General features: G+C 53.4%; 23 protein-coding genes and 1 tRNA gene. 5 read left to right on the forward strand and 19 right to left on the reverse strand.

The window, feature by feature from the left end; genetic code table 11:
• Positions 1-77 precede the first annotated feature (77 nt).
• The 7 genes from HF650_RS21095 to rlmE form a co-directional block, all read right to left on the reverse strand.
• Entirely contained in the window at positions 78-2,084 is a 2,007-nt protein-coding gene (locus tag HF650_RS21095; protein WP_187800239.1) for a carbohydrate-binding protein, read from the reverse strand.
• A gap of 307 nt (positions 2,085-2,391) precedes the next feature.
• Positions 2,392-2,478 (reverse strand) — tRNA-Leu (locus HF650_RS21100).
• Positions 2,479-2,495: 17 nt separating this feature from the next.
• Positions 2,496-2,828, reverse strand: coding sequence for a preprotein translocase subunit SecG (gene secG, locus HF650_RS21105; RefSeq protein WP_054802976.1), 333 nt, complete (start codon positions 2,826-2,828; stop codon positions 2,496-2,498).
• Positions 2,829-3,054: 226 nt separating this feature from the next.
• Entirely contained in the window at positions 3,055-4,392 is a 1,338-nt protein-coding gene (gene glmM, locus HF650_RS21110; protein ID WP_187800240.1) for a phosphoglucosamine mutase, read from the reverse strand.
• On the reverse strand, positions 4,385-5,233 hold the full coding sequence (folP, locus tag HF650_RS21115) for a dihydropteroate synthase (protein ID WP_187800241.1): 849 nt from the start codon (positions 5,231-5,233) through the stop codon (positions 4,385-4,387). Before folP ends, glmM begins: the two co-directional genes overlap by 8 nt.
• 97 nt (positions 5,234-5,330) lie before the next feature.
• Positions 5,331-7,262 carry an ATP-dependent zinc metalloprotease FtsH gene (ftsH, locus tag HF650_RS21120; protein ID WP_187800242.1) on the reverse strand — a complete coding sequence of 644 codons (1,932 nt, stop codon included), beginning with the start codon at positions 7,260-7,262 and terminating at the stop codon, positions 5,331-5,333.
• Between the two features lie 102 nt (positions 7,263-7,364).
• The gene (gene rlmE / locus HF650_RS21125) at positions 7,365-7,991 is read right to left on the reverse strand and encodes a 23S rRNA (uridine(2552)-2'-O)-methyltransferase RlmE (RefSeq protein WP_076769254.1); all 627 of its coding nucleotides are present in this window, start codon (positions 7,989-7,991) and stop codon (positions 7,365-7,367) included.
• 118 nt (positions 7,992-8,109) lie between these two features.
• Between rlmE and yhbY the strand changes: the two genes are divergently transcribed.
• Positions 8,110-8,403 (forward strand): ribosome assembly RNA-binding protein YhbY, encoded by a 294-nt coding sequence (yhbY, locus tag HF650_RS21130; RefSeq protein ID WP_023480872.1) that lies wholly within the window; start codon positions 8,110-8,112, stop codon positions 8,401-8,403.
• 153 nt (positions 8,404-8,556) lie between these two features.
• On the opposite strand, the gene greA is transcribed toward yhbY, so the two are convergent.
• A complete protein-coding gene (greA, locus tag HF650_RS21135) occupies positions 8,557-9,033 on the reverse strand; it encodes a transcription elongation factor GreA (protein ID WP_023480955.1) in 477 nt (158 codons plus the stop codon).
• A gap of 247 nt (positions 9,034-9,280) precedes the next feature.
• Between greA and dacB the strand changes: the two genes are divergently transcribed.
• A complete protein-coding gene (gene dacB / locus HF650_RS21140; RefSeq protein ID WP_187800243.1) occupies positions 9,281-10,714 on the forward strand; it encodes a serine-type D-Ala-D-Ala carboxypeptidase in 1,434 nt (477 codons plus the stop codon).
• 78 nt (positions 10,715-10,792) lie between these two features.
• Here dacB and cgtA read toward each other — a convergent pair whose 3' ends face one another.
• The 4 genes from cgtA to rplU form a co-directional block, all read right to left on the reverse strand.
• The gene (cgtA, locus tag HF650_RS21145) at positions 10,793-11,971 is read right to left on the reverse strand and encodes an Obg family GTPase CgtA (RefSeq protein ID WP_187800244.1); all 1,179 of its coding nucleotides are present in this window, start codon (positions 11,969-11,971) and stop codon (positions 10,793-10,795) included.
• 15 nt (positions 11,972-11,986) lie between these two features.
• Positions 11,987-12,952: a DMT family transporter gene (locus HF650_RS21150; RefSeq protein ID WP_187800245.1), complete on the reverse strand. Its 966-nt coding sequence runs from the start codon at positions 12,950-12,952 to the stop codon at positions 11,987-11,989.
• 93 nt (positions 12,953-13,045) lie between these two features.
• Entirely contained in the window at positions 13,046-13,303 is a 258-nt protein-coding gene (gene rpmA / locus HF650_RS21155; RefSeq protein ID WP_002434222.1) for a 50S ribosomal protein L27, read from the reverse strand.
• 19 nt (positions 13,304-13,322) lie between these two features.
• The gene (rplU, locus tag HF650_RS21160) at positions 13,323-13,634 is read right to left on the reverse strand and encodes a 50S ribosomal protein L21 (protein WP_003025032.1); all 312 of its coding nucleotides are present in this window, start codon (positions 13,632-13,634) and stop codon (positions 13,323-13,325) included.
• A gap of 260 nt (positions 13,635-13,894) precedes the next feature.
• Here rplU and ispB point away from each other — a divergent pair, with 260 nt between their 5' ends.
• Complete coding sequence (gene ispB, locus HF650_RS21165) at positions 13,895-14,866, forward strand: octaprenyl diphosphate synthase (RefSeq protein WP_187800246.1); 972 nt, start codon at positions 13,895-13,897, stop codon at positions 14,864-14,866.
• 213 nt (positions 14,867-15,079) lie between these two features.
• The gene (gene sfsB, locus HF650_RS21170; RefSeq protein ID WP_187800247.1) at positions 15,080-15,355 is read left to right on the forward strand and encodes a DNA-binding transcriptional regulator SfsB; all 276 of its coding nucleotides are present in this window, start codon (positions 15,080-15,082) and stop codon (positions 15,353-15,355) included.
• A gap of 55 nt (positions 15,356-15,410) precedes the next feature.
• On the opposite strand, the gene murA is transcribed toward sfsB, so the two are convergent.
• From murA to mlaF, 7 genes are all read right to left on the reverse strand, one after another.
• Positions 15,411-16,670 (reverse strand): UDP-N-acetylglucosamine 1-carboxyvinyltransferase, encoded by a 1,260-nt coding sequence (gene murA, locus HF650_RS21175; protein ID WP_187800248.1) that lies wholly within the window; start codon positions 16,668-16,670, stop codon positions 15,411-15,413.
• Between the two features lie 53 nt (positions 16,671-16,723).
• Positions 16,724-16,978 carry a BolA family iron metabolism protein IbaG gene (ibaG, locus tag HF650_RS21180; protein WP_023480818.1) on the reverse strand — a complete coding sequence of 85 codons (255 nt, stop codon included), beginning with the start codon at positions 16,976-16,978 and terminating at the stop codon, positions 16,724-16,726.
• 126 nt (positions 16,979-17,104) lie between these two features.
• Complete coding sequence (mlaB, locus tag HF650_RS21185; protein WP_187800249.1) at positions 17,105-17,398, reverse strand: lipid asymmetry maintenance protein MlaB; 294 nt, start codon at positions 17,396-17,398, stop codon at positions 17,105-17,107.
• A complete protein-coding gene (gene mlaC, locus HF650_RS21190) occupies positions 17,395-18,033 on the reverse strand; it encodes a phospholipid-binding protein MlaC (RefSeq protein ID WP_187800250.1) in 639 nt (212 codons plus the stop codon). Before mlaC ends, mlaB begins: the two co-directional genes overlap by 4 nt.
• Before the next feature lie 17 nt (positions 18,034-18,050).
• Positions 18,051-18,602 (reverse strand): outer membrane lipid asymmetry maintenance protein MlaD, encoded by a 552-nt coding sequence (gene mlaD / locus HF650_RS21195; protein ID WP_187800251.1) that lies wholly within the window; start codon positions 18,600-18,602, stop codon positions 18,051-18,053.
• 4 nt (positions 18,603-18,606) lie between these two features.
• Positions 18,607-19,389, reverse strand: a complete 783-nt coding sequence (gene mlaE, locus HF650_RS21200) for a lipid asymmetry maintenance ABC transporter permease subunit MlaE (RefSeq protein WP_023480856.1) — start codon at positions 19,387-19,389, stop codon at positions 18,607-18,609.
• A 7-nt stretch (positions 19,390-19,396) separates the two neighbouring features.
• Positions 19,397-20,209, reverse strand: coding sequence for a phospholipid ABC transporter ATP-binding protein MlaF (gene mlaF / locus HF650_RS21205; protein WP_187800252.1), 813 nt, complete (start codon positions 20,207-20,209; stop codon positions 19,397-19,399).
• A gap of 230 nt (positions 20,210-20,439) precedes the next feature.
• On the opposite strand from mlaF, the gene HF650_RS21210 reads away from it, so the two are divergent.
• Positions 20,440-21,414 carry a calcium/sodium antiporter gene (locus HF650_RS21210; RefSeq protein ID WP_187800253.1) on the forward strand — a complete coding sequence of 325 codons (975 nt, stop codon included), beginning with the start codon at positions 20,440-20,442 and terminating at the stop codon, positions 21,412-21,414.
• The last annotated feature ends 8 nt before the right edge of the window (positions 21,415-21,422 follow it).

Raw genomic sequence — 21,422 nt, forward strand, 5'->3', positions numbered from 1 at the left:
CAGTCTGGGTGATAAAACAGAACTGCACCCCAAAAATTGGCCAGCCAATTGAATAAGGTGCAGCTCTTCTTTAATAGCTAGCGAGCATTAACCAGTTGCCACAGTGCCGGGGAATTCGCCGGTGCCCAATCTTCGATAGCATCATGCCCCTGCAAACAGGTATAAACGTTGCCCTTGTACGAGACTACATCGCCAACTTTATAAGCGATACCAACCGCCCAGGCCGCAACGTTTTCTGGCACCTGCCCCTCCGCTAGGGTCTTCACGTTGAGCGTCTTGCTACGCGGTGAAAGCGAGCCGTCGCTGAACTGGGCCGCAACCTGATAGCTGTAAGTGGTCGCAGGCTTCAGGTTACTGTCAACAAAGGATGCTGAATGCGGCTTTTCAATTAGCGTGTCATCGCGATACACCTGATAACTCATTACATCGCCAGCCACTTTTCGCCAGCTTAACGTGACTGTGGTGGCGGTGATATCGTCAGCATGTACGTTCTGCACAACACCGGGCTTTTCAGGATCAGAAATGTTCCCTTCGTGGCTGATTAAACACTGCCCGCCCTCTTGCTGAATAATCAAATGAACAGGCGCGTCGTCCGCATTGGCGAGCTGCTCCTGGATGAGCGCAGCGCAATCTATACCAGCAGCGTTCTCGAACGATGCCTGTTGTACATGGCTTCCGGGCATCAGTGCGATTTTACTGTTTGGCTCCAGCCAGTCATGAGAAACGATAGTTCCCACTTTATCCGCTACGGAGAGAAACAGACGCTTGTCATAATGATTAACCAGTGTCGACACTAATGACTCATCAATGGGACTTTTTTCAGCAAACTGCGTAACAGGCAACTCTACCATCAACGCTTCCAGCACTTTACCAAAATCCCGGGACCAGGAAATTGAGCCCTCTTGAGCCAGCTCATCAAAACGAGCCATTGCTGCAGGCTTCGCTTTTGCCATTTCTGCACTGCTATAGAATCCATAACGCGTCAGCAGGTCAAAATAGTTACTGACATCCTTGCGCGTCAAATCAGTGTCATATCGGGTCTCTGCTTTTTGACTGGCTTCGTTGAGCATTTGCGTAACGTAGGGGATCTGGCGGATATAACGGGTGCCAAAATCATTTAACTGAACAAAACAGGCTGGGTCGCTCTCAAGATTGTCTGTCAGGCTCATACAGTGCTGAAAACTTTGTTCGCTCTTAAGCAGTAATTCTTTTACTGAATAGGGACCACGGTTGTACATATAACTCATAATCATCGACAGCGTGTTCTTGTCTTTACTCCCCTGGATAAATTCATGAATACGTACTGTCGTGTCAGCTTTGTCTTTATCCCATGGTAACGAACCCGTGTTAATGCCAATTACCGAACCATTATAAAAACCACTGGTGATAGCCGAGCCGATAATATTACGTGCAGGCCCGGAAAAGGAGTCGAGAATCTTTTTGGGCTGCATCATGCCAAAGATACGCGGAAAACCTCCGCCGCCGGTCCCCTGTAATTCACTCCACGCACTGCCGGGATATTCAATTTGCAGTACGCCATCATCCCCTTCCTGTGTTGCAGCAGGTAAATCTCGCCCCAGAGAGCTCTCCTGAAGGCCTTTCGAAACAAAATAGTTTGGCCCCATATTTTGCGCAAAATAGTCGCCAAAGCTCTCTCCTGAGCCAAAGGGCCGCTGCAAATCAAATGTCCCATTCTCCTTTGCAAGCCCATACTGCATCTGAATCATTGTGCTTATGTAGGCCTGCGAAAATGCCATTGCCCATAGCTTATGTTCAACTATGGTAGCCTCAGCGCTGTCTCCCAGAAGATCGAGCTTCACTTCCGCTGAACGCTCTTTTTTCCAGTCCAGGTTATAGTGCTCGCAACTGCTCAAATCAATCTGGTAACGTCCTTCACTGTCCTGCTTAATATTGCAGTGATAAGGCAGTGTTAACTTATCTGCAAGATGCAGACCATAATCGATATTTCCTGCTACATCCTTCGGTAGTAACTGACGATACATATCAACAGTAATATTCTCTGTTGCGAAGGCGCCATTAGCGCTACATAGCGACACGGCCAACGCCACAATTTTAACCTTCATTTTCACTCATCCCTTGCGATTGATTTGGGGTTGACTCTACTAGCAAGAAAAAAACGAAAAAATGAGGGAACAGAGCGTACGGATTAGGAGCCCTCTGCACACCATAAGAAAAAATCCACTGACATGCGGGTTTGTCTGCTGCTAATGCAAAAGGACTTATAGAGAAACAGGTTCGGTTTAGCAGCGCCCAGGCAGGCGTGACACGAGGTGGGTTAATTAAGAAGGAGAGCGTTGAAACGGCCCATCGACAGAACACGAACGACAGACGAAAAAAAAGACACCTTTCGATGTCTTTTTTTCGGAATGTTGGTACCGAGGACGGGACTTGAACCCGTAAGCCCTATTGGGCACTACCACCTCAAGGTAGCGTGTCTACCAATTCCACCACCTCGGCACGACTTACTTCTCACATTACTGCGGGATATCGCTGGTCGGCTTCGCCGGCGCTGCTGGCTGAGTCTGTTCACTCTTGGCCGGTGCGCTCAGGTTTTCCCACTCGCTTCCTTTATTGGTTTTATTGCTGTTAATGTTGCCCAGCACAAGGCTAATAATGAAGAACAGTGTTGCCAGCACAGCAGTTGCACGAGTCATGAAGTTACCAGAACCACTTGAACCGAACAGCGTACCGGACGCGCCAGCGCCAAAGGAGGCTCCCATGTCAGCGCCTTTACCTTGCTGCAGCATGATCAGAGCTACAAGAGCCAGAGCCACAATAAGGAAAACTACTAAAAGAGCTTCGTACATAATCAACCTGTTCCTTGCGGGGTTGCCGCAGCCAATGCTTCAAACCAATAACGCGGGATGTTTCATGCTTTCCCACTGAAGCGGGTGTGAATACTAACTAAAGCGACCTGCCTGCGCAAGGGCAATTTCGACGCTTTTTATCAAGTGCGGAAAAAAACAGCAAAAGAGTACGAAACGGCGAAGAAAAAGGCAGCAAAAGCTGCCTTTTTAGCCACTTACCGAAGCGTTAAACCGCTTTAACGGCGTCGGCGATGCGATTAGCCAGCGCGGTAACTTGCGCTTCATCTTCGCCTTCTACCATCACGCGGATTAATGGCTCAGTGCCGGACTTACGCAGTAGTACGCGACCACGATTGCCCAGTGTCGCTTCAACCTCTGCCATCACGGTTTTAACGTTTTCATCTTCAAGCGGATCGCCATTACCGGCGGTAAAGCGCACATTGACCAGAACTTGCGGGAACATTTTCATACCGCTGCAGAGATCGTGCAGCGTCATATGGTTACGCACCATCGCTGCGACGACCTGCAAGCCGGCAACAATTCCGTCGCCAGTGGTGGTTTTATCCAGCAGGATCACATGGCCTGAGTTCTCTGCGCCGATGCGCCACCCTTTCTCCTGCATTTTTTCCAGCACGTAGCGGTCGCCCACTTTTGCACGCGCAAACGGAATACCCAGTTGCTTAAGCGCCAGCTCAAGCCCCATGTTGCTCATCAGGGTGCCGACCGCGCCACCGCGCAGCTGCCCCTGGCGCAGGCCTTCGCGCGCGATGATATACATAATCTGGTCGCCATCGACTTTATTGCCTTCGTGATCAACCATAATCACACGATCGCCGTCGCCGTCAAAGGCAATACCTAAATCCGCTTTTTCCGCCAGAACACGCTCTTGCAGTGCTTTCACATCTGTCGCACCGCATTTTTCATTAATGTTCACGCCATCCGGATCGCAGCCAATCGCAATGACTTTTGCGCCCAACTCGCGGAAGACGTTAGGGGCAATGTGGTATGTCGCACCATTGGCGCAATCCACCACAATCTTCAGGCTGTTGAGGCTGAGCTCATTAGGAAACGTCGCTTTGCAGAACTCAATGTAACGGCCTGCGGCATCGACGATACGGCTGGCTTTACCCAGCTCGGCAGAGTCAACGCAGGTCAGCTCTTTCTCCATCTCCGCTTCTATCGCCTCTTCAACCGCGTCCGGCAGCTTAGTACCGTCAATGGAGAAGAACTTGATGCCGTTGTCATAGAACGGGTTATGGGAAGCAGAAATGACGATCCCCGCTTCCGCGCGGAAGGTACGGGTCAGGTAAGCGACGGCCGGTGTCGGCATCGGGCCGGTGAAGGAAGCTGAGAGACCGGCGGCAGCCAGCCCTGCTTCCAGTGCCGATTCCAGCATATAGCCCGAGATGCGGGTATCTTTACCGATGATAATTTTACGTGAGCCGTGACGCGCCAGCACTTTGCCAGCGGCCCAGCCCAGTTTCAGAACGAAATCAGGAGTGATAGGTGCGTCGCCAACACGGCCACGAATGCCATCAGTGCCAAAATATTTACGATTACTCATAGCGTTTATTTTCCTTCGCTGACAGTGTGGCTTCAACCACCCGCATAGCTTCTACCGTTTCTTTTACGTCATGGACACGAATAATTTGCGCACCCTGCATCGCAGCAATCACTGCACATGCCAGACTGCCGCTTAACCGCTCTGCGGGCCCGACATTTAACAATTGGCCGATCATCGACTTACGCGACATCCCTACCAACAGCGGTAAGCCGAAGTGGTGAAACTCACCTAATCGGGCAAGCAGCGCATAATTGTGGGAGAGATTCTTACCGAAACCGAACCCAGGGTCGAGCAACAATTTTTCTTTTGCGATCCCCGCACGTTCGCAGCGCGCGATATTCTCCAAAAAAAAGCGGTTAACGTCGGCAAAGACGTCCTCATATTTTGGCGCCTCCTGCATCGTCTTCGGTTGACCCTGCATATGCATCAGGCAGACAGGCAATCCGGTTTGTGCCGCCGCTTCAAGGGCGCCGGGCTCCGTCAACGAGCGAATATCGTTGATGATGTGCGCGCCCGCCCGCGCAGCTTCCCGGATTACTTCGGGTTTTGAGGTATCAACCGAGATCCACACCTCAAAGCGCTGCGCTATCGCTTCCACAACCGGAATAACGCGCGCCAGCTCCTCTTCAACACTCACTTCAGCAGCACCGGGCCGAGTAGATTCACCACCGATATCTACAATGGTCGCCCCTGCATTAATCATCAGGTTGGCGTGTTTGACCGCCTCAATCAGCGTGTTGTGGGTGCCGCCGTCAGAAAAGGAGTCCGGCGTGACGTTGAGGATCCCCATCACGTGGGGATGAGACAGCTCGAGTGTGGAGCCCTGGGCATGAAGTTTCATGGCTGAAGTCCCTGAGGTATTACGGTTGAACAGAAAAGAAAAACCCCGGAGCAGGCCCCAGGGTTTCGTTACAGACAGTTCATCAACTGCAGAAAGCTTATTTGTCGCCAAACTGCTCTGACATGGTGTTGCCCGGGTTCGGCGTACGCGGTTCATCAACCGGACGCGGCGCGCGCGGGGTACCGTTATTGTCAGAGTTATTCGCGCCTGGATCTTCCCAGCCCGCTGGCGGACGTACATCGCGACGAGACATCAGGTCATCAATTTGCGGTGCGTCGATGGTCTCATATTTCATCAGAGCATCTTTCATCGCATGGAGAATATCCATGTTCTCATTCAGGATCTGACGCGCACGATTGTAGTTACGTTCAATCAGCGCCTTCACTTCCTGGTCGATAATACGTGCGGTTTCATCAGACATATGTTTCGCTTTCGCGACGGAACGTCCGAGGAACACTTCGCCCTCTTCTTCGGCGTAGAGCAGCGGACCCAGTTTGTCCGAGAAGCCCCACTGCGTCACCATGTTGCGTGCCAGGTTGGTCGCGACTTTGATGTCGTTCGACGCACCGGTAGAGACATGTTCAGCACCGTAGATGATCTCTTCCGCCAGACGACCGCCGTACAGCGTAGAGATTTGGCTCTCCAGCTTCTGACGGCTGGCGCTAATCGCATCCCCTTCCGGCAGGAAGAAAGTTACGCCCAGCGCACGACCACGTGGGATAATCGTCACTTTATGTACCGGATCGTGCTCCGGCACCAGACGACCGATAATGGCGTGGCCCGCTTCGTGATACGCGGTAGACTCTTTCTGCGCTTCCGTCATCACCATGGAGCGACGTTCCGCACCCATCATGATTTTGTCTTTCGCTTTTTCGAACTCAACCATTGAGACAACGCGTTTATTACCACGCGCAGCAAACAGCGCAGCTTCGTTGACCAGGTTAGCCAGATCCGCACCAGAGAAGCCCGGGGTACCGCGCGCAATGATCGCAGCGTCAATATCCGGCGACAGCGGTACACGGCGCATATGGACCTTCAGGATCTGCTCGCGACCGCGAACGTCCGGCAGCCCAACGACAACCTGACGGTCGAAACGGCCTGGACGCAGCAGCGCAGGGTCCAGTACGTCCGGACGGTTGGTCGCAGCAATAACGATAATGCCTTCATTGCCTTCGAAACCATCCATCTCAACCAGCATCTGGTTCAGGGTCTGCTCACGTTCATCATGACCACCGCCTAAACCTGCGCCACGCTGACGGCCAACGGCGTCAATCTCATCAATAAAGATGATGCACGGTGCGGCTTTCTTGGCTTGTTCAAACATGTCGCGTACGCGGGATGCGCCCACGCCGACAAACATCTCAACAAAGTCAGAACCAGAAATCGTGAAGAACGGCACTTTCGCTTCGCCGGCGATCGCTTTCGCCAGCAGCGTTTTACCGGTACCCGGAGGGCCGACCATCAGGACGCCTTTCGGGATTTTACCGCCCAGTTTCTGGAAACGGCTCGGCTCACGCAGATATTCAACCAGCTCACCCACTTCTTCTTTCGCTTCGTCGCAGCCCGCGACGTCGGCAAAAGTGGTTTTGATCTGATCTTCAGTCAGCATGCGCGCTTTGCTCTTACCGAACGACATGGCACCTTTGCCACCGCCGCCCTGCATCTGGCGCATGAAGAAAATCCATACCCCAATCAGCAACAGCATCGGGAACCAGGAGATGAAGATGTTACCAAGCAGGCTCGGCTCTTCAGGTGGTTCACCCACAACCTTGACGTTTTTGGTCAGCAGGTTGTCGAGCAGTTTAGGATCGTTGACCGGGATGTAAGTCGTGTAACGGTTACTATCTTTCTTGGTAACGTTGATCTCACGTCCGTTGATACGCGCTTCGCGAACCTGGTCCTGGTTGACCTCTTGCAGGAAGGTAGAGTAATCCACCTTACGGCCATTTGACTCGCTGGGCCCAAAGCTCTGGAATACTGACATCAGCACGACGGCAATGACCAGCCAGAGTATTAGGTTTTTCGCCATGTCACTCAAGGGATTAACCTCATATTACAACTGTGTTAAAAACAGCGGCAGGATACAACATATCCCGTTTCATTCAAACCGAAGGCCGAAATCAACGGGGTATCATTTTCGCCCGGTCGCTACAATATACACTTCGCGCGAACGAGCACGCGAAGAGTCCGGTTTACGCACTTTAACCTTCGTAAACAGGGAGCGAATTTCCGTAAGGTACTCATCGAAACCTTCGCCCTGGAACACTTTCACTAAAAAATTACCGCCTGGCGCTAACACATCGCGGCACATCTCCAGCGCCAGCTCTACCAGATACATAGAGCGGGGAATATCAACCGCTGGCGTTCCGCTCATATTAGGCGCCATATCTGACATGACAACCTGAACTTTACTGTCACCAACACGTTCCAGTAACGCTTTCAGAACTAATTCATCACGAAAATCGCCCTGAAGGAAGTCTACGCCGACGATTGGATCCATCGGTAAAAGATCGCACGCGATGATGCGCCCGTTCCCACCAATCTGTGTGACCGCATATTGCGACCATCCACCGGGTGCAGCACCCAAGTCAACTACCGTCATTCCCGGTTTAAAAATCTTGTCACTTTGCTGTATTTCATCAAGTTTAAACCAGGCACGGGAACGTAACCCTTTTTTCTGCGCCTGTTGAACATATTTATCGCTAAAGTGTTCCTGAAGCCAGCGGCTTGAACTGGCAGAACGCTTTTTACCTGTCATTTAACTTTCCATCCGGTTTCATCGGCGACACCGAGAAATATCGACGCGCAATTTGGCGATACAGAGGAGATGGCGGTAGAATGACCCGTTTTCAATCCCAACGTAAGCAAAATATACGATGAATCTGAGTACTAAACAAAAACAGCACCTGAAAGGTCTGGCACATCCGCTCAAGCCGGTAGTTATGCTTGGCAACAATGGTTTGACCGAAGGGGTACTGGCCGAGATTGAACAAGCGCTTGAGCACCATGAACTTATCAAGGTGAAGATCGCCTCTGAAGAGAGAGAAACTAAAACCTTGATCGTGGAAGCTATCGTTCGCGAAACCGGTGCCTGTAATGTCCAGGTCATCGGCAAAACGCTGGTGCTTTATCGCCCGACCGCAGAGCGTAAAATTTCGCTGCCGCGCTAAAGGATATCCTGAGTTGAACACAAAATCAGTGTAAAACGAGGGGTTTCCGCCAGCAGATGAGCAAAATGCCACGCTCCTGGAGTTCATAAAAGGCCGCAATGCGGCCTTTTTCTTATCTTTACAATCCGTCAACAATTAACGTCGACGCTGCAATCAAAGATATTCCACCTTGATGATTTCATACTCCACTTCGCCGCCAGGGGTGCGAATGACAACCACATCATCCTGCTCTTTTCCCACCAGGCCACGGGCGATAGGCGAGTTCACCGAGATAAGATTCTGCTTAAAGTCGGCTTCGTCATCGCCCACGATGCGATAAGTCTGCTCTTCGTCGTTATCCAGGTTCAGCACGGTGACCGTGGAACCGAAAATGACGCGGCCATTTTTTGGCATTTTGGAGATATCGATAACCTGCGCATTCGACAGTTTCGCCTCGATATCTTTAATGCGGCCTTCACAAAAGCCCTGCTGCTCACGCGCGGCGTGGTATTCAGCGTTCTCTTTGAGATCGCCATGTTCGCGGGCGTCCGCAATAGCGGCGATGATTTCAGGGCGACGAACGGTTTTCAAAAATTCCAGCTCTTCGCGCAGTTTCTCTGCACCACGTAGGGTCATCGGAATAGCTTGCATTTGTTATACCTCTTAAACATTCCTGTTAGGAGTAGTCCCCCACCCCGTCAGCGTTACCTCCCCGCATTCAGGCGTAAACAGCCGGGCAGGAGCAAAAGAAAACTGACCCGGAGACAAAGCCCCAGGTCAGCGCAATTTTTCAATTTGATACGTATTTTAACCGGAAGTTCACCGTGGGTCATCGTTTACTTTCCGGGTCGATGCGCCGTAGTATGTCGGCCTGTTTCCAGCTTGTTAGCGCGAGATTATGCGATTTCCCAGCTTTATCATCGGATTGTCCACCAGTATAGCCCTGAATGTTCAGGCCGCGAATGTCGACGAGTACATCAACCAGCTTCCGGATGGTGCCAACCTGGCGTTGATGGTGCAAAAGGTCGGCGCCGACGCTCCCGAAATTGATTACCACGCCAAACAGATGGCGTTACCGGCGAGCACGCAAAAAGTGATCACCGCGCTGGCTGCACTACTACAATTGGGGCCGGAGTTTCGCTTTACAACCACGCTGGAAAGCAAAGGTTCTGTCGATAGCGGTACGCTTAAAGGGGACTTAGTTGCACGATTTGGTGGCGATCCGACGCTAAAACGCCAGGATATTCGCAATATGGTCGCAACGCTGAAAAAATCAGGCGTGCAGAAAATCGATGGCAATGTGCTGATCGATACCTCGATCTTCGCCAGTCATGATAAAGCGCCGGGCTGGCCGTGGAACGATATGACGCAGTGTTTTAGCGCGCCGCCTGCAGCTGCCATCATCGATCGCAACTGCTTCTCAATTTCGCTCTATAGCGCGCAAAATGCGGGTGATTTAGCCTATATTCGTGTCGCCTCTTACTACCCGGTAAATATGTTCAGCCAGGTGCGCACGCTGGCACGCGGCTCGTCGGAAGCGCAATATTGCGAACTGGATGTGGTGCCGGGCGATCTCAACCGCTTCACGTTAACAGGCTGTTTGCCCCAGCGCGCCGATCCGCTGCCGCTCGCCTTTGCCGTGCAGGATGGTGCCAGCTATGCAGGCGCTATCCTCAAACAGGAGCTGACCCAGGCGGGCATCACCTACACCGGCACGCTGCTACGCCAGACGCAGGTCAATCAGCCGGGTACCGTTATCGCCAGTAAACAGTCCGCGCCGCTACACGATCTGCTGAAAATCATGCTGAAGAAGTCGGATAACATGATTGCGGATACGGTCTTCCGTATGATTGGCCATGCACGCTTTGGCGTGCCGGGTACCTGGCGAGCGGGCTCGGATGCGGTCAGGCAGATCCTGCGTCAGCAGGCCGGGGTTGATCTGGGGAACACCATTATTGCAGATGGTTCCGGCTTGTCGCGCCACAACCTGCTCGCACCGGCGACCATGATGCAGGTGCTGCAATATATCGCCCAGCATGATACCGAGCTTAATTTCATCTCGATGTTGCCGCTGGCGGGCTATGACGGCTCGCTGCAATACCGCGCAGGGCTGCATGAAGCGGGCGTCGACGGTAAGGTATCGGCGAAAACCGGCTCGCTGCAGGGGGTCTATAACCTGGCTGGGTTTATCACCACCGCCAGCGGTCAACGAATGGCGTTTGTGCAGTATCTTTCGGGATATGCAGTTGAACCCGCCGATCAGCGCAATCGCCGTATTCCGCTGGTGCGCTTTGAGAGCCGTCTCTACAAAGATATCTATCAGAACAACTAATAAAAAATGCCGGGAAGCATCATGCTGACCCGGCACTTTTTAGCTCTTCTCCCCGCCGGAGCGGGGAGGAAGCAGAGATTAACGTTTGTAGATGAACTCGACGCCCTCTTCGTCGTCTTCGTCCCAGTCGTCATCCCACTCTTCGTCATCTTCTTCAGCCGCTTCGGCTTCTTCGAGCTGCTGGCGATGATAATCATCCCACATGAACTCGACTTTCTCCGGCTGCTGCTCTTCCTGCGCCTGCACAATCGGGTTTTCGATGATGAAGGTCATCACATCCCAGCACAGGTCTTTGACACCCTGCTGGCTGGCAGCGGAGATCAGGTAGAACTTATCCTCCCAGCCCAGCGCTTCGGCGATCGCTTTCGCTTTCGCTTCCGCTTCGGCTTTATCCATCAGGTCGATCTTGTTAAATACCAGCCAGCGCGGCTTAGCAGCCAGCTTCTCGCTATATTTTTCCAGCTCGCCGACGATGATACGGGCATTTTCTGCCGGATCAGAACCGTCGATCGGATCAAGGTCGATGAGGTGCAGCAACACGCGGCAGCGCTCAAGGTGTTTCAGGAAGCGGATACCGAGGCCAGCGCCATCAGCCGCACCTTCAATCAGCCCGGGAATATCGGCAACCACGAAGCTCTTCTCATTGTCCATACGAACAACGCCCAGGCTCGGGACCAGCGTGGTAAACGGATAATCCGCCACTTTTGGTTTTGCGGCGGAGACCGCGCGGATAAAGGTCGATTTACCGGCGTTCGGCATCCCCAGCATCCCGACATCTGCCAGCAGCATCAGCTCCAGTTGCAGATCGCGCTTATCGCCCGGCGTGCCCATCGTCTTCTGACGAGGAGTACGATTTACCGAGGATTTGAAACGGGTGTTACCGAGGCCGTGCCAGCCGCCTTTCGCGACCATCAGGCGCTGACCATGTTTGGTCATATCACCCATGGTTTCGCCGGTGCCCTGATCAATAACACGCGTACCAACCGGTACTTTCACCGTAATATCTTTTCCGCGTTTTCCGGTGCAATCACGGCTCTGACCGTTCTGCCCACGTTCGGCGCGGAAAGATTTTTCAAAACGGTAGTCGATCAGGGTATTCAGGTTTTCGTCCGCTTCCAGCCAGACATCACCGCCGTCGCCACCGTCGCCGCCGTCAGGGCCGCCTTTCGGGATATACTTTTCGCGGCGGAAGCTTACGCAGCCGTTACCGCCATCACCCGCTACGACCAGAATCGTAGCTTCATCTACAAACTTCATTTTACTCTCCGTAACTCATTCGCCTGAGCGGGGCACAGTGACGACCACTTCACGACTACGCCTGCGTCCCATAAGACGATGGCCAATAGCGGAAAACATCGCGCCCGCAACCACGACAAACGCACCGAGATAACCGACAAGGTTTAACATCGGTCTGGCGAAAACATCGGGCCAGGCCATTGATAATAAATCTGAGAAAAACAGTGTAAACAGCGGCGTTAAGGTAATTAACGCGCTTACCTGCGCCGCCTGCCAGCGCGCCATCGCTTCCGCTAGCGCGCCGTAACCAACCAGCGTGTTGAGCCCGCAAAAAACCAGACAGGCCAGTTGCCAGTCACTCAACTGGAACACCACAGAGGGTTTCGCCAGTGGCAACAGCGCAAGCGTACATAAAGTGTACAGCAAAAAGAGGATCTGCTGAGAGGCCAGGCGACGCAGCAGAACTTTTTGCGCCACGCCGTAGCTTACCCATACCGTCGCCGCACCGACGCCGAAAATAACGCCCCAGGTGTAATCGGTCAGCCGGGTAAAGATCTCAATCAGGCTGGTGTTAAAAAACATCACCAGACCGCTTATCAGCATCAGCGCGCCAATCACCTGCGTGATACGCATCTTCTCTTTGAGGATAAAGACGCTGGCGACCATCATACCGACGGGCGAGAGCTGGCCAATCACCTGCGATGCGGTTGGGCTGACATACTGCAGAGAAGAGCTAAACAATATGAAGTTGCCGAACAGCCCGCCGGTGGCAATCGCCAGCAGCAGCAGCCAGCGTGGCTTGCGGAAAATACGCAGCGGCGGCAGTTTTCTTTTCCAGGTAAGGATCAGACCAAGCCCGATTCCCGCCATTAAAAAGCGATAAAAGACCACCGTCGGTGGCTCCATCACTTCCAGCACCTGCTTCATTGCAATCGGCAACGCTCCCCAGCACATCGCTGTTGTCAGCGCCAGGAGAATACCGATGCCCGCCTGCTGTTTCATACTTCTTCCCTGCCCGAATTTTGCCGGGCTTCTAATGTAAAAAGCCCCGCAACGTGTTGCGGGGCTTTCTTCCGTTACCGGGACGCGAAAAACTTATTCAGCAACGATGCTGATGAATTTACGGTTTTTCGGGCCTTTAACTTCGAACTTAACTTTACCGTCAGTCAAAGCGAACAGAGTGTGGTCACGGCCGCAACCTACGTTAGTACCAGCGTGGAATTTGGTACCACGTTGACGAACGATGATGCTACCTGCCAGAACTGCTTCACCGCCGAAGCGTTTTACGCCCAGACGTTTAGCTTCTGAATCGCGACCGTTACGAGTTGAGCCGCCAGCCTTTTTATGTGCCATTTAAATCTCTCCTCAGGTCTTAGGCGCTGATGCCAGTAATTTTCACATCAGTGAACCACTGACGATGGCCCTGCTGCTTACGGTAGTGCTTACGACGACGAAACTTAACGATTTTAACTTTCTCGCCACGACCATGAGCAACAACTTCAGCTTTGATTACGCCGCCATCAACGAAAGGAACGCCGATTTTGACTTCTTCACCGTTTGCGATCATCAGAACTTCAGCGAATTCAACAGATTCGCCAGTTGCGATGTCCAGCTTTTCCAGGCGAACGGTCTGACCTTCGCTTACTCGGTGTTGTTTACCACCACTTTGGAAAACCGCGTACATATAAAACTCCGCTTCCGCGCACCTATCCTGATTAATTCAGAGGGCGCTATAAATATTCACAATAGGGCGCGAATATTACGCAAATTGCGAGCCGTTGACAAGTGTGATCGTCACTCCTCGCAGAAAAAAAACACAACGTGTATGGTAACGTTTATCTGGCGCGTTTTTTCAGTACAATCGACAATACTATTCAAACCCGTAACCCTTTGTTATCCCACTTTTGATATGTGGTAAACAGGACTGAAAGCCCGGCTTTTGCGATGAATTTAGAAAAAATCAATGAGTTAACCGCGCAAGATATGGCGGGTGTGAACGCGACGATTCTGCAACAACTCAACTCGGATGTGACATTAATCAACCAGTTGGGTTATTACATCGTAAGCGGCGGCGGCAAACGCATACGTCCGATGATCGCTGTACTGGCGGCGCGCGCAGTTGGCTATGAAGGCAACGCGCATGTCACCATCGCTGCATTAATCGAATTTATCCACACAGCAACCCTCCTCCACGACGACGTTGTGGATGAATCAGATATGCGCCGCGGCAAAGCAACGGCGAACGCCGCCTTTGGTAATGCTGCCAGCGTATTGGTCGGAGATTTTATCTATACCCGTGCCTTCCAGATGATGACCAGCCTCGGCTCGCTGAAAGTGCTGGAGGTGATGTCGGAAGCGGTAAACGTGATTGCAGAAGGTGAAGTGCTGCAATTGATGAACGTTAATGACCCGAACATCACCGAAGAGAACTACATGCGCGTGATTTACAGCAAAACCGCGCGCCTGTTCGAAGCGGCTGCCCAGTGTTCCGGTTTGCTGGCGGGCTGTTCGGAGGCACAGGAGAAGGGGCTACAGGATTATGGCCGCTACCTGGGTACTGCTTTCCAGCTGATTGACGATCTGCTTGATTACAGCGCAGATGGTGAAACGTTGGGTAAAAATACCGGCGATGATCTTAACGAAGGCAAACCGACGCTGCCGCTGCTGCATGCGATGCATAACGGTACGCCTGAGCAGGCGCAGATGATCCGCGAAGCGATTGAACAGGGAAGCGGGCGCCATCTTCTGGAACCGGTTCTGGAAGCAATGGCGCAGTGCGGCTCGCTGGAGTGGACGCGCCGCCGTGCCGAAGAAGAGGCGGATAAAGCTATCGCCGCACTACAGGTTCTCCCGCATTCTGAGTGGCGCGACGCGCTTATTGCTCTTGCCCACATCGCCGTTCAGCGCGATCGCTGATCTCTCTGTTTCCCGCGAGTCATCGCGGGAAAGTTCCAGTAAGCTCCCATAAAAGCGACTTTCAGGCGCGAAATCCTTGCGGTGCAAGCCTTGGCATAATCTGAAAACATAACATTCGACCTGAACTTTTTAGAACAAATATTCCCATATGCGTATAGTGATCTGCGTTGTTGGCGAACGATGGTTGAAACCGATTCTCATCAGGGAGATGTTATGGAAACGAAATATACCGACTGGCATCAAGCCGATATTATTGCTGGGCTGCGTAAGAAAGGTACGTCGCTGGCGGCTGAATCTCGAAAAAATGGCTTAAGTTCATCCACCCTCGCCAATGCACTTACCCGCCCCTGGCCGAAGGGAGAATTGATCATTGCCCGGGCACTGGATACCGATCCCTGGGTTATATGGCCCTCGCGTTACCACGATCCCATCACCCACGCGTTTCTTGATAAAACGAAGCTCATCAGGAAAAAACGCAGTGAAGCGTAACAAAATTGCAGATAAAAAAAGGGAGCTTTCGCTCCCCTTTTTGACAGTGTAAAGATTATTCGCCCTTCACGCGCTCAATCTTCGCGCCCAACGCGCTGAGCTTATCTTCGATGCGCTCATAGCCACGATCGATGTGGTAGATGCGATCGACATAGGTCGTCCCTTCCGCAATGCAGCCCGCCAGCACGAGGCTCGCCGATGCACGCAGGTCGGTCGCCATCACCTGCGCACCGGAGAGCGTCTCTACGCCGTGGCAAATCGCGGTGTTGCTCTCAATCTCTGCATGAGCGCCCATACGGATCAGCTCAGGGATGTGCATAAAGCGGTTTTCGAAGATGGTTTCAGTGATCACGCCAGTGCCTTCTGCCACCAGATTCAGCAGCGTGAACTGCGCCTGCATATCTGTCGGGAACCCAGGATGCGGCGCGGTTCGCACGTTAACGGCCTTTGGACGTCTACCGTGCATATCGAGGCTAATCCAGTCTTCTCCCAGCTCAATATCCGCCCCCGCGTCACGCAGTTTAGCCAACACAGCGTCCAGCGTATCCGGCTGGGCGTTGCGGCAAACAATTTTGCCACCGGAGATAGCGGCTGCCACCAGGAAGGTCCCGGTTTCGATGCGATCCGGCAGCACGCGATAAACGCCGCCCCCAAGGCGCTCTACCCCCTCGATGGTGATGCGATCCGTACCCATGCCGGTAATTTTGGCACCGAGCGTATTGAGGAAGTTGGCGGTATCGACGATTTCCGGCTCGCGCGCGGCGTTTTCGATAATGGTAGTGCCTTCAGCCAGCGTCGCGGCGGACATAATCGTCACCGTCGCGCCAACGCTCACTTTGTCCATCACAATGTGCGCGCCTTTCAGACGACCGTCGACAGAGGCTTTAACGTAGCCCTCTTCCAGTTTAATCTCCGCGCCCAGCTGCTCCAGACCGGTGATATGCAGATCGACCGGACGCGCGCCAATCGCACAGCCGCCCGGAAGTGAAACCTGACCCTGGCCAAAACGGGCTACCAGCGGCCCCAGCGCCCAAATCGAGGCGCGCATGGTTTTCACCAGATCGTACGGCGCACAGAAGACATTCACCTTGCTGGCATCGATCCACACCGAGCCATTACGCTCAATTTTGGTGCCAAGCTGGCTCAGCAGCTTGATGGTCGTGTCGATATCTTTCAGTTTCGGCACGTTGCGGATTTCGACCGGCTCTTCCGCCAGCAGCGCGGCAAAAAGGATCGGCAGTGCGGCGTTTTTAGCGCCTGAAATTGTCACTTCGCCCTGGAGACGCGTGGGCCCCTGTACACGAAACTTATCCATTTATCTGATCTCTGTTAAGAATTCACACGCGCGGCGGATCATACCGCCTGCGCTCAAAAGCCGTTAAGCTTGCGATCGCGCGCCCATTCCTGCGGCGTATACGCTTTGATCGACAGGGCATGAATGCGGTTATCCGCGATGTACTCCATCAGCGGACCATAGATGGTTTGCTGCTTCTTGACCCGGCTCATGCCGTCAAAAACTTCACCCACAGCGACAACCTGAAAGTGGCTGCCATCGCCAGTGACGTGGGCTTCCTGGAGAGAGAGTGCTTCCATCAGCACGGTCTGGATTTCATGATTTTCCATGGGCGTAAATATCATCTAAAAGTGAAAACAGTCACACATCTTAGAGGAAAGTGCGACGGTCTTAAATAAGCAAAAAGCCCCATCCACTCTCTGGACGGGGCTTTAAATAGTAACGTATTGAAAAAATTAGCGTGGCAAGGCACTTTGCGGCAAATTATAGAGCGCCGCGAGGGTGCTCACATTCTCACTTACACCCAGTAGTGTCACCTCCGCGCCCTGCTTTTTACCCAGCTCAACCAGATGAACCAGCAGCGCAACGCCCGCGGTGTCAACCCGTGTTACGCCCTGTAGATCGATGGTGGTTACCCCTTTCATCGCCTCTGCACGCGCGTCCCATAAAGGATTTAACACGTCCTGATCCAGCTCGCCCAGCAGCGCCAGGCGTTCGCCGTCGCGCGACCAGCTTAACTGCGGGGTCATTGTTTCTTCTCGTCCAGGGTAATTTTCTGACGAGAGATAGATTGCAGTTCAGCGGTCAGGCCATCAATACCTTTAGTACGCAGCAGATCGCTCCACTCATTCTGTTTTGTGGTGATCATGCTTACGCCTTCAGCGATCATGTCATAAGCCTGCCAGTTACCGGTCTGACTGTTTTTACGCCACTGGAAATCGAGGCGTACCGGCGGACGACCATTCGGATCAACGATCGTTACGCGGATCGGCACAATAGTGGCATCGCCCAGCGGCTGTTCCGGGGCGATCTGATAAGTCTGGCCGTGATAGAGCGCCAGCGCCTGACCGTATGCCTGTTTCAGGTACTCGCGGAACGCCTTGAAGTAGGCATCACGCTGCGCAGGGGTCGCTTCTTTATAGTAACGGCCCAGCACCAGCGCCCCGGCATATTTCACCTGAACGTAGGGCAGCAGCTCCTGGTCGACCACATCGCGCAAGTAATCGGGGTTTGCGCGGATTTTCGGTTGTTCATTTTTGAGGCGATCGAAAGTCTGTTTCGCCGCCCCCTGCATTGCGGTGTACGGGTTGCTTTGATCAACAGCCAAAGCCGAGCTCAACGGTGCAACCACCAGCAGAGCAACCATCATGAGACGTTTAAACATTGCGTCACTTCTCCTCGTTAATGCGTCTGATCCGCAGACGGTGCAGGTTGGGTATTCCCTTCATTTTGCCCCGCTGCATCGCCTGAATTCTTATTGTCGCCGCCTTTACTGTTGTAAAGGAACTGGCCAATGAGATCTTCCAGCACCATCGCGGACTTGGTGTCCTGGATTGTGCTGCCCTCCTTAAGCATAGATGTTCCCATCTCGGGATCGTCAAACCCGACGTTTAACGCCAGATATTGTTCGCCCAGCAGGCCTGATGTGCGGATCGCCAGCGAGCTGGTATCCGGGATCTGGTTATAACGCTCTTCAATATCCAGCGTCACGCGTGGCAGATAGGTTTTCGGATCGAGAGAGATATCCGATACGCGTCCAATCACTACCCCGCCGATACGGACCGGCGAATTGGCTTTCAGGCCGCCAATGTTGTCAAAGGTGGCATAAACGCGGTACGTCGGTTCTGTACGCATCGAGGCGACATCTGCCGCTTTCAGGCAGATAAAGAGCCCTGCCAGTAATGCCAGCAGAAGAAACAGGCCGACCCAAATTTCACTTTTTTTCGTTTGCATGAACTCAATTCCCAAACATCAATGCGGTGAGCACAAAATCCAGACCGAGAACGGCCAGCGAGGAGTGCACAACGGTGCGTGTTGTCGCGCGGCTAATCCCGGCCGAAGTCGGGATCGCATCGTAACCGTTAAACAGTGCAATCCAGGTCACGGTGATGGCAAAGACCACGCTTTTAATCAGACAGTTAACCAGATCCATTCGCAGGTCGACGGCGTTCTGCATCGCGGTCCAGAAGAAGCCGCTGTCGATCCCTTTCCAGTTAACGCCCACCAGCGAGCCGCCCCAGATGCCGACCGCGACAAACATCACCGTCAACAGCGGCAGAGAGATGACGCCCGCCCAGAAACGCGGCGAAATGACCCGACGTAAAGGATCGACCGCCATCATCTCAAGGCTGGAGAGCTGCTCGGTGGCGCGCATCAAGCCAATCTCTGCGGTGAGCGCCGAGCCTGCGCGTCCGGCAAACAGCAGTGCAGCAACAACCGGGCCTAACTCGCGCAGTAGCGATAGCGCCACCAGCATGCCGAGGCTCGTCTCCGCGCTGTAAGTCGTCAGCACCAGGTAACCCTGCAGCCCCAGCACCATGCCGATAAAGACGCCGGAGACGAGGATAATTACCATCGACAGCACACCAACGTTATAGAGCTGGCGAATCAGCAGCGGCGCGTGTTTGCGAAACTCCGGCTTGCCAACCAGGGCGTTGAAGAGCATTAACCCGGCACGCCCAAACGTCGCGATCGTTTTGATCCCACGATGGCCAAGCGCTGCCAGTGCATTTAACAGCATGAGTGTATTAACTCCCTGTCTCTAAAAGATCGCGCTGGTAATCACCAGCAGGATAGCGGAACGGAACCGGCCCATCGGCAATGCCATCAAGGAACTGACGCACGCGAGGATCGCTATTCTCCTGCAGCCCCTGCGCGCTGCCGTGGGCGACAATTTTCCGATCCGCCACAATATAGGCGTAATCCGCGATGCTCAACACCTCCGGCACATCATGGGAAACAACGATACAGGTGACGCCCAGCGCGTTGTTCAGCTCAGAGATAAGCTTTACCAGCACCCCCATAGTAATGGGATCCTGGCCGACGAAGGGCTCATCAAACATGATCAGATCTGGTTCCAGCGCAATCGCGCGCGCCAGCGCCGCACGCCGGGCCATACCGCCCGAGAGCTCGGAGGGCATTAATTTTGCCGCTCCGCGCAGCCCGACCGCTTCGAGCTTCATCATCACCGTGCTGTGCAACAGCGCCGGTGGCAAAGTGGTATGCTCGCGCAGCGGATAGGCGACGTTATCGAACACATTCATATCGGTGAAGAGCGCGCCAGACTGAAAGAGCATGCTCATTCTTTTGCGCACGGTGAAAAGGCGTGAACGCGACATGGCCGGCACGTTTTCGCCATCGAATAAGATTTCGCCGCTATCGGGCGGGATCTGCCCGCCGATCAGGCGCAGTAAGGTGGTTTTACCGATCCCTGACGGCCCCATAATGGCGGTGATCTTCCCGCGCGGAACGGTCAGTGAAATATTGTCGAAGATCGGACGGTTGCCTCGGGAGAAGCTGACGCCACGAACATCGACCAAATTCGCCACTGTCTGGCTCATATCCTCTTCCTTATCACCCTGTGGGCCGCAAGCATTACGCTTGATATCATCACGAACCCAGCATTTTTACAGAATATTACCCGGCCAGGTTAGCGAAAGCTGGCATTTGTTTTACTTTTGAGCCGCATAAAGTCAAAATTAGGAATCATTACGCTACGCGGAAGTTCCGGTTTTAACCCGGTATAGCAGCCTGCGAACCGGCGAAATTATACCTGAAGAAAGGACGTTAGATGCTCTTAGCGACGGCGCTATTGATAATTGGTTTACTTCTTGTGGTCTACAGTGCCGATCGTCTGGTGTTTGCCGCCTCCATTCTTTGCCGTGCTCTCGGTATTCCACCCTTAATTATTGGCATGACGGTAGTGAGTATTGGCACCTCGCTCCCGGAAATCATCACCTCTGTCGCCGCTTCGCTGCATGGTCAGCTCGATCTTGCTATCGGCACCGCGATCGGATCGAACATCACCAATATTCTGCTGATCCTCGGCGTTGCTGCGCTGCTACACCCTTTTACCGTGCATTCCGATATTCTGCGCCGTGAATTGCCGTTAACCTTAGTAGCTAGCCTGCTGGCGGGCGTCGTGCTGTATGATGGGCAGCTTACGCCCGTAGACGGCATCTTTTTACTGTTATTAGCCGTGCTATGGCTGGTGTTCATTGTTAAAATCGCCCGTCTGGCCGAACGCCAGGGTAATGATAGCCTGACGCGCGAGCAGCTGGCCGAGCTGCCGCGAGAGGGAAGTGTGTCGGTCGCCTGCCTCTGGCTGGGCGTGGCGCTGATTATCATGCCGATGGCGACACGCATGGTGGTGGATAACGCCACCGTGGTGGCGAACTTCTTCGCCATTAGCGAACTGACTATCGGCCTGACGGTTATCGCCATCGGTACCGGCCTTCCTGAGCTTGCCACCGCCATCGCGGGCGCGCGCAAAGGGGAAGACGATATCGCCATCGGCAACCTTATCGGCTCCAACATTTTTAATATCGCGATCGTGCTTGGCTTACCGGCACTGATTGCGCCAGGCAGCTTTAACCCGATGGCGTTCACGCGTGATTACGGGGTAATGGTGCTGGTCAGCGCCCTTTTCGCGCTTATTTGCTGGCGTCGCAAGCAAATCGAGCGTGGTATTGGGGGGCTGTTGTTCGGTGGATTTATCATATGGCTGGCGATGCTTTACTGGCTGTCGCCGCTTTTGACGGGATAATCGGATAC

Origin of the sequence: Kosakonia sp. SMBL-WEM22, assembly GCF_014490785.1 — a bacterium.
GTDB lineage: Bacteria > Pseudomonadota > Gammaproteobacteria > Enterobacterales > Enterobacteriaceae > Kosakonia.

Excerpts from the sequence above, each read along its gene's own strand:
- HF650_RS21210 (WP_187800253.1), top strand. The coding sequence starts at position 20,440 with ATGCTCTTAGCGACGGCGCTATTGATAATTGGTTTACTTCTTGTGGTC.
- mlaE (WP_023480856.1), bottom strand. The coding sequence starts at position 19,389 with ATGCTGTTAAATGCACTGGCAGCGCTTGGCCATCGTGGGATCAAAACG.
- murA (WP_187800248.1), bottom strand. The coding sequence starts at position 16,670 with ATGGATAAGTTTCGTGTACAGGGGCCCACGCGTCTCCAGGGCGAAGTG.
- mlaD (WP_187800251.1), bottom strand. The coding sequence starts at position 18,602 with ATGCAAACGAAAAAAAGTGAAATTTGGGTCGGCCTGTTTCTTCTGCTG.
- folP (WP_187800241.1), bottom strand. The coding sequence starts at position 5,233 with ATGAAACTTCATGCCCAGGGCTCCACACTCGAGCTGTCTCATCCCCAC.
- dacB (WP_187800243.1), top strand. The coding sequence starts at position 9,281 with ATGCGATTTCCCAGCTTTATCATCGGATTGTCCACCAGTATAGCCCTG.
- ibaG (WP_023480818.1), bottom strand. The coding sequence starts at position 16,978 with ATGGAAAATCATGAAATCCAGACCGTGCTGATGGAAGCACTCTCTCTC.
- greA (WP_023480955.1), bottom strand. The coding sequence starts at position 9,033 with ATGCAAGCTATTCCGATGACCCTACGTGGTGCAGAGAAACTGCGCGAA.
- mlaC (WP_187800250.1), bottom strand. The coding sequence starts at position 18,033 with ATGTTTAAACGTCTCATGATGGTTGCTCTGCTGGTGGTTGCACCGTTG.
- HF650_RS21150 (WP_187800245.1), bottom strand. The coding sequence starts at position 12,952 with ATGAAACAGCAGGCGGGCATCGGTATTCTCCTGGCGCTGACAACAGCG.
- ispB (WP_187800246.1), top strand. The coding sequence starts at position 13,895 with ATGAATTTAGAAAAAATCAATGAGTTAACCGCGCAAGATATGGCGGGT.
- mlaF (WP_187800252.1), bottom strand. The coding sequence starts at position 20,209 with ATGAGCCAGACAGTGGCGAATTTGGTCGATGTTCGTGGCGTCAGCTTC.
- mlaB (WP_187800249.1), bottom strand. The coding sequence starts at position 17,398 with ATGACCCCGCAGTTAAGCTGGTCGCGCGACGGCGAACGCCTGGCGCTG.
- HF650_RS21095 (WP_187800239.1), bottom strand. The coding sequence starts at position 2,084 with ATGAAGGTTAAAATTGTGGCGTTGGCCGTGTCGCTATGTAGCGCTAAT.
- yhbY (WP_023480872.1), top strand. The coding sequence starts at position 8,110 with ATGAATCTGAGTACTAAACAAAAACAGCACCTGAAAGGTCTGGCACAT.
- rpmA (WP_002434222.1), bottom strand. The coding sequence starts at position 13,303 with ATGGCACATAAAAAGGCTGGCGGCTCAACTCGTAACGGTCGCGATTCA.
- rlmE (WP_076769254.1), bottom strand. The coding sequence starts at position 7,991 with ATGACAGGTAAAAAGCGTTCTGCCAGTTCAAGCCGCTGGCTTCAGGAA.
- glmM (WP_187800240.1), bottom strand. The coding sequence starts at position 4,392 with ATGAGTAATCGTAAATATTTTGGCACTGATGGCATTCGTGGCCGTGTT.
- secG (WP_054802976.1), bottom strand. The coding sequence starts at position 2,828 with ATGTACGAAGCTCTTTTAGTAGTTTTCCTTATTGTGGCTCTGGCTCTT.
- rplU (WP_003025032.1), bottom strand. The coding sequence starts at position 13,634 with ATGTACGCGGTTTTCCAAAGTGGTGGTAAACAACACCGAGTAAGCGAA.
- ftsH (WP_187800242.1), bottom strand. The coding sequence starts at position 7,262 with ATGGCGAAAAACCTAATACTCTGGCTGGTCATTGCCGTCGTGCTGATG.
- sfsB (WP_187800247.1), top strand. The coding sequence starts at position 15,080 with ATGGAAACGAAATATACCGACTGGCATCAAGCCGATATTATTGCTGGG.
- cgtA (WP_187800244.1), bottom strand. The coding sequence starts at position 11,971 with ATGAAGTTTGTAGATGAAGCTACGATTCTGGTCGTAGCGGGTGATGGC.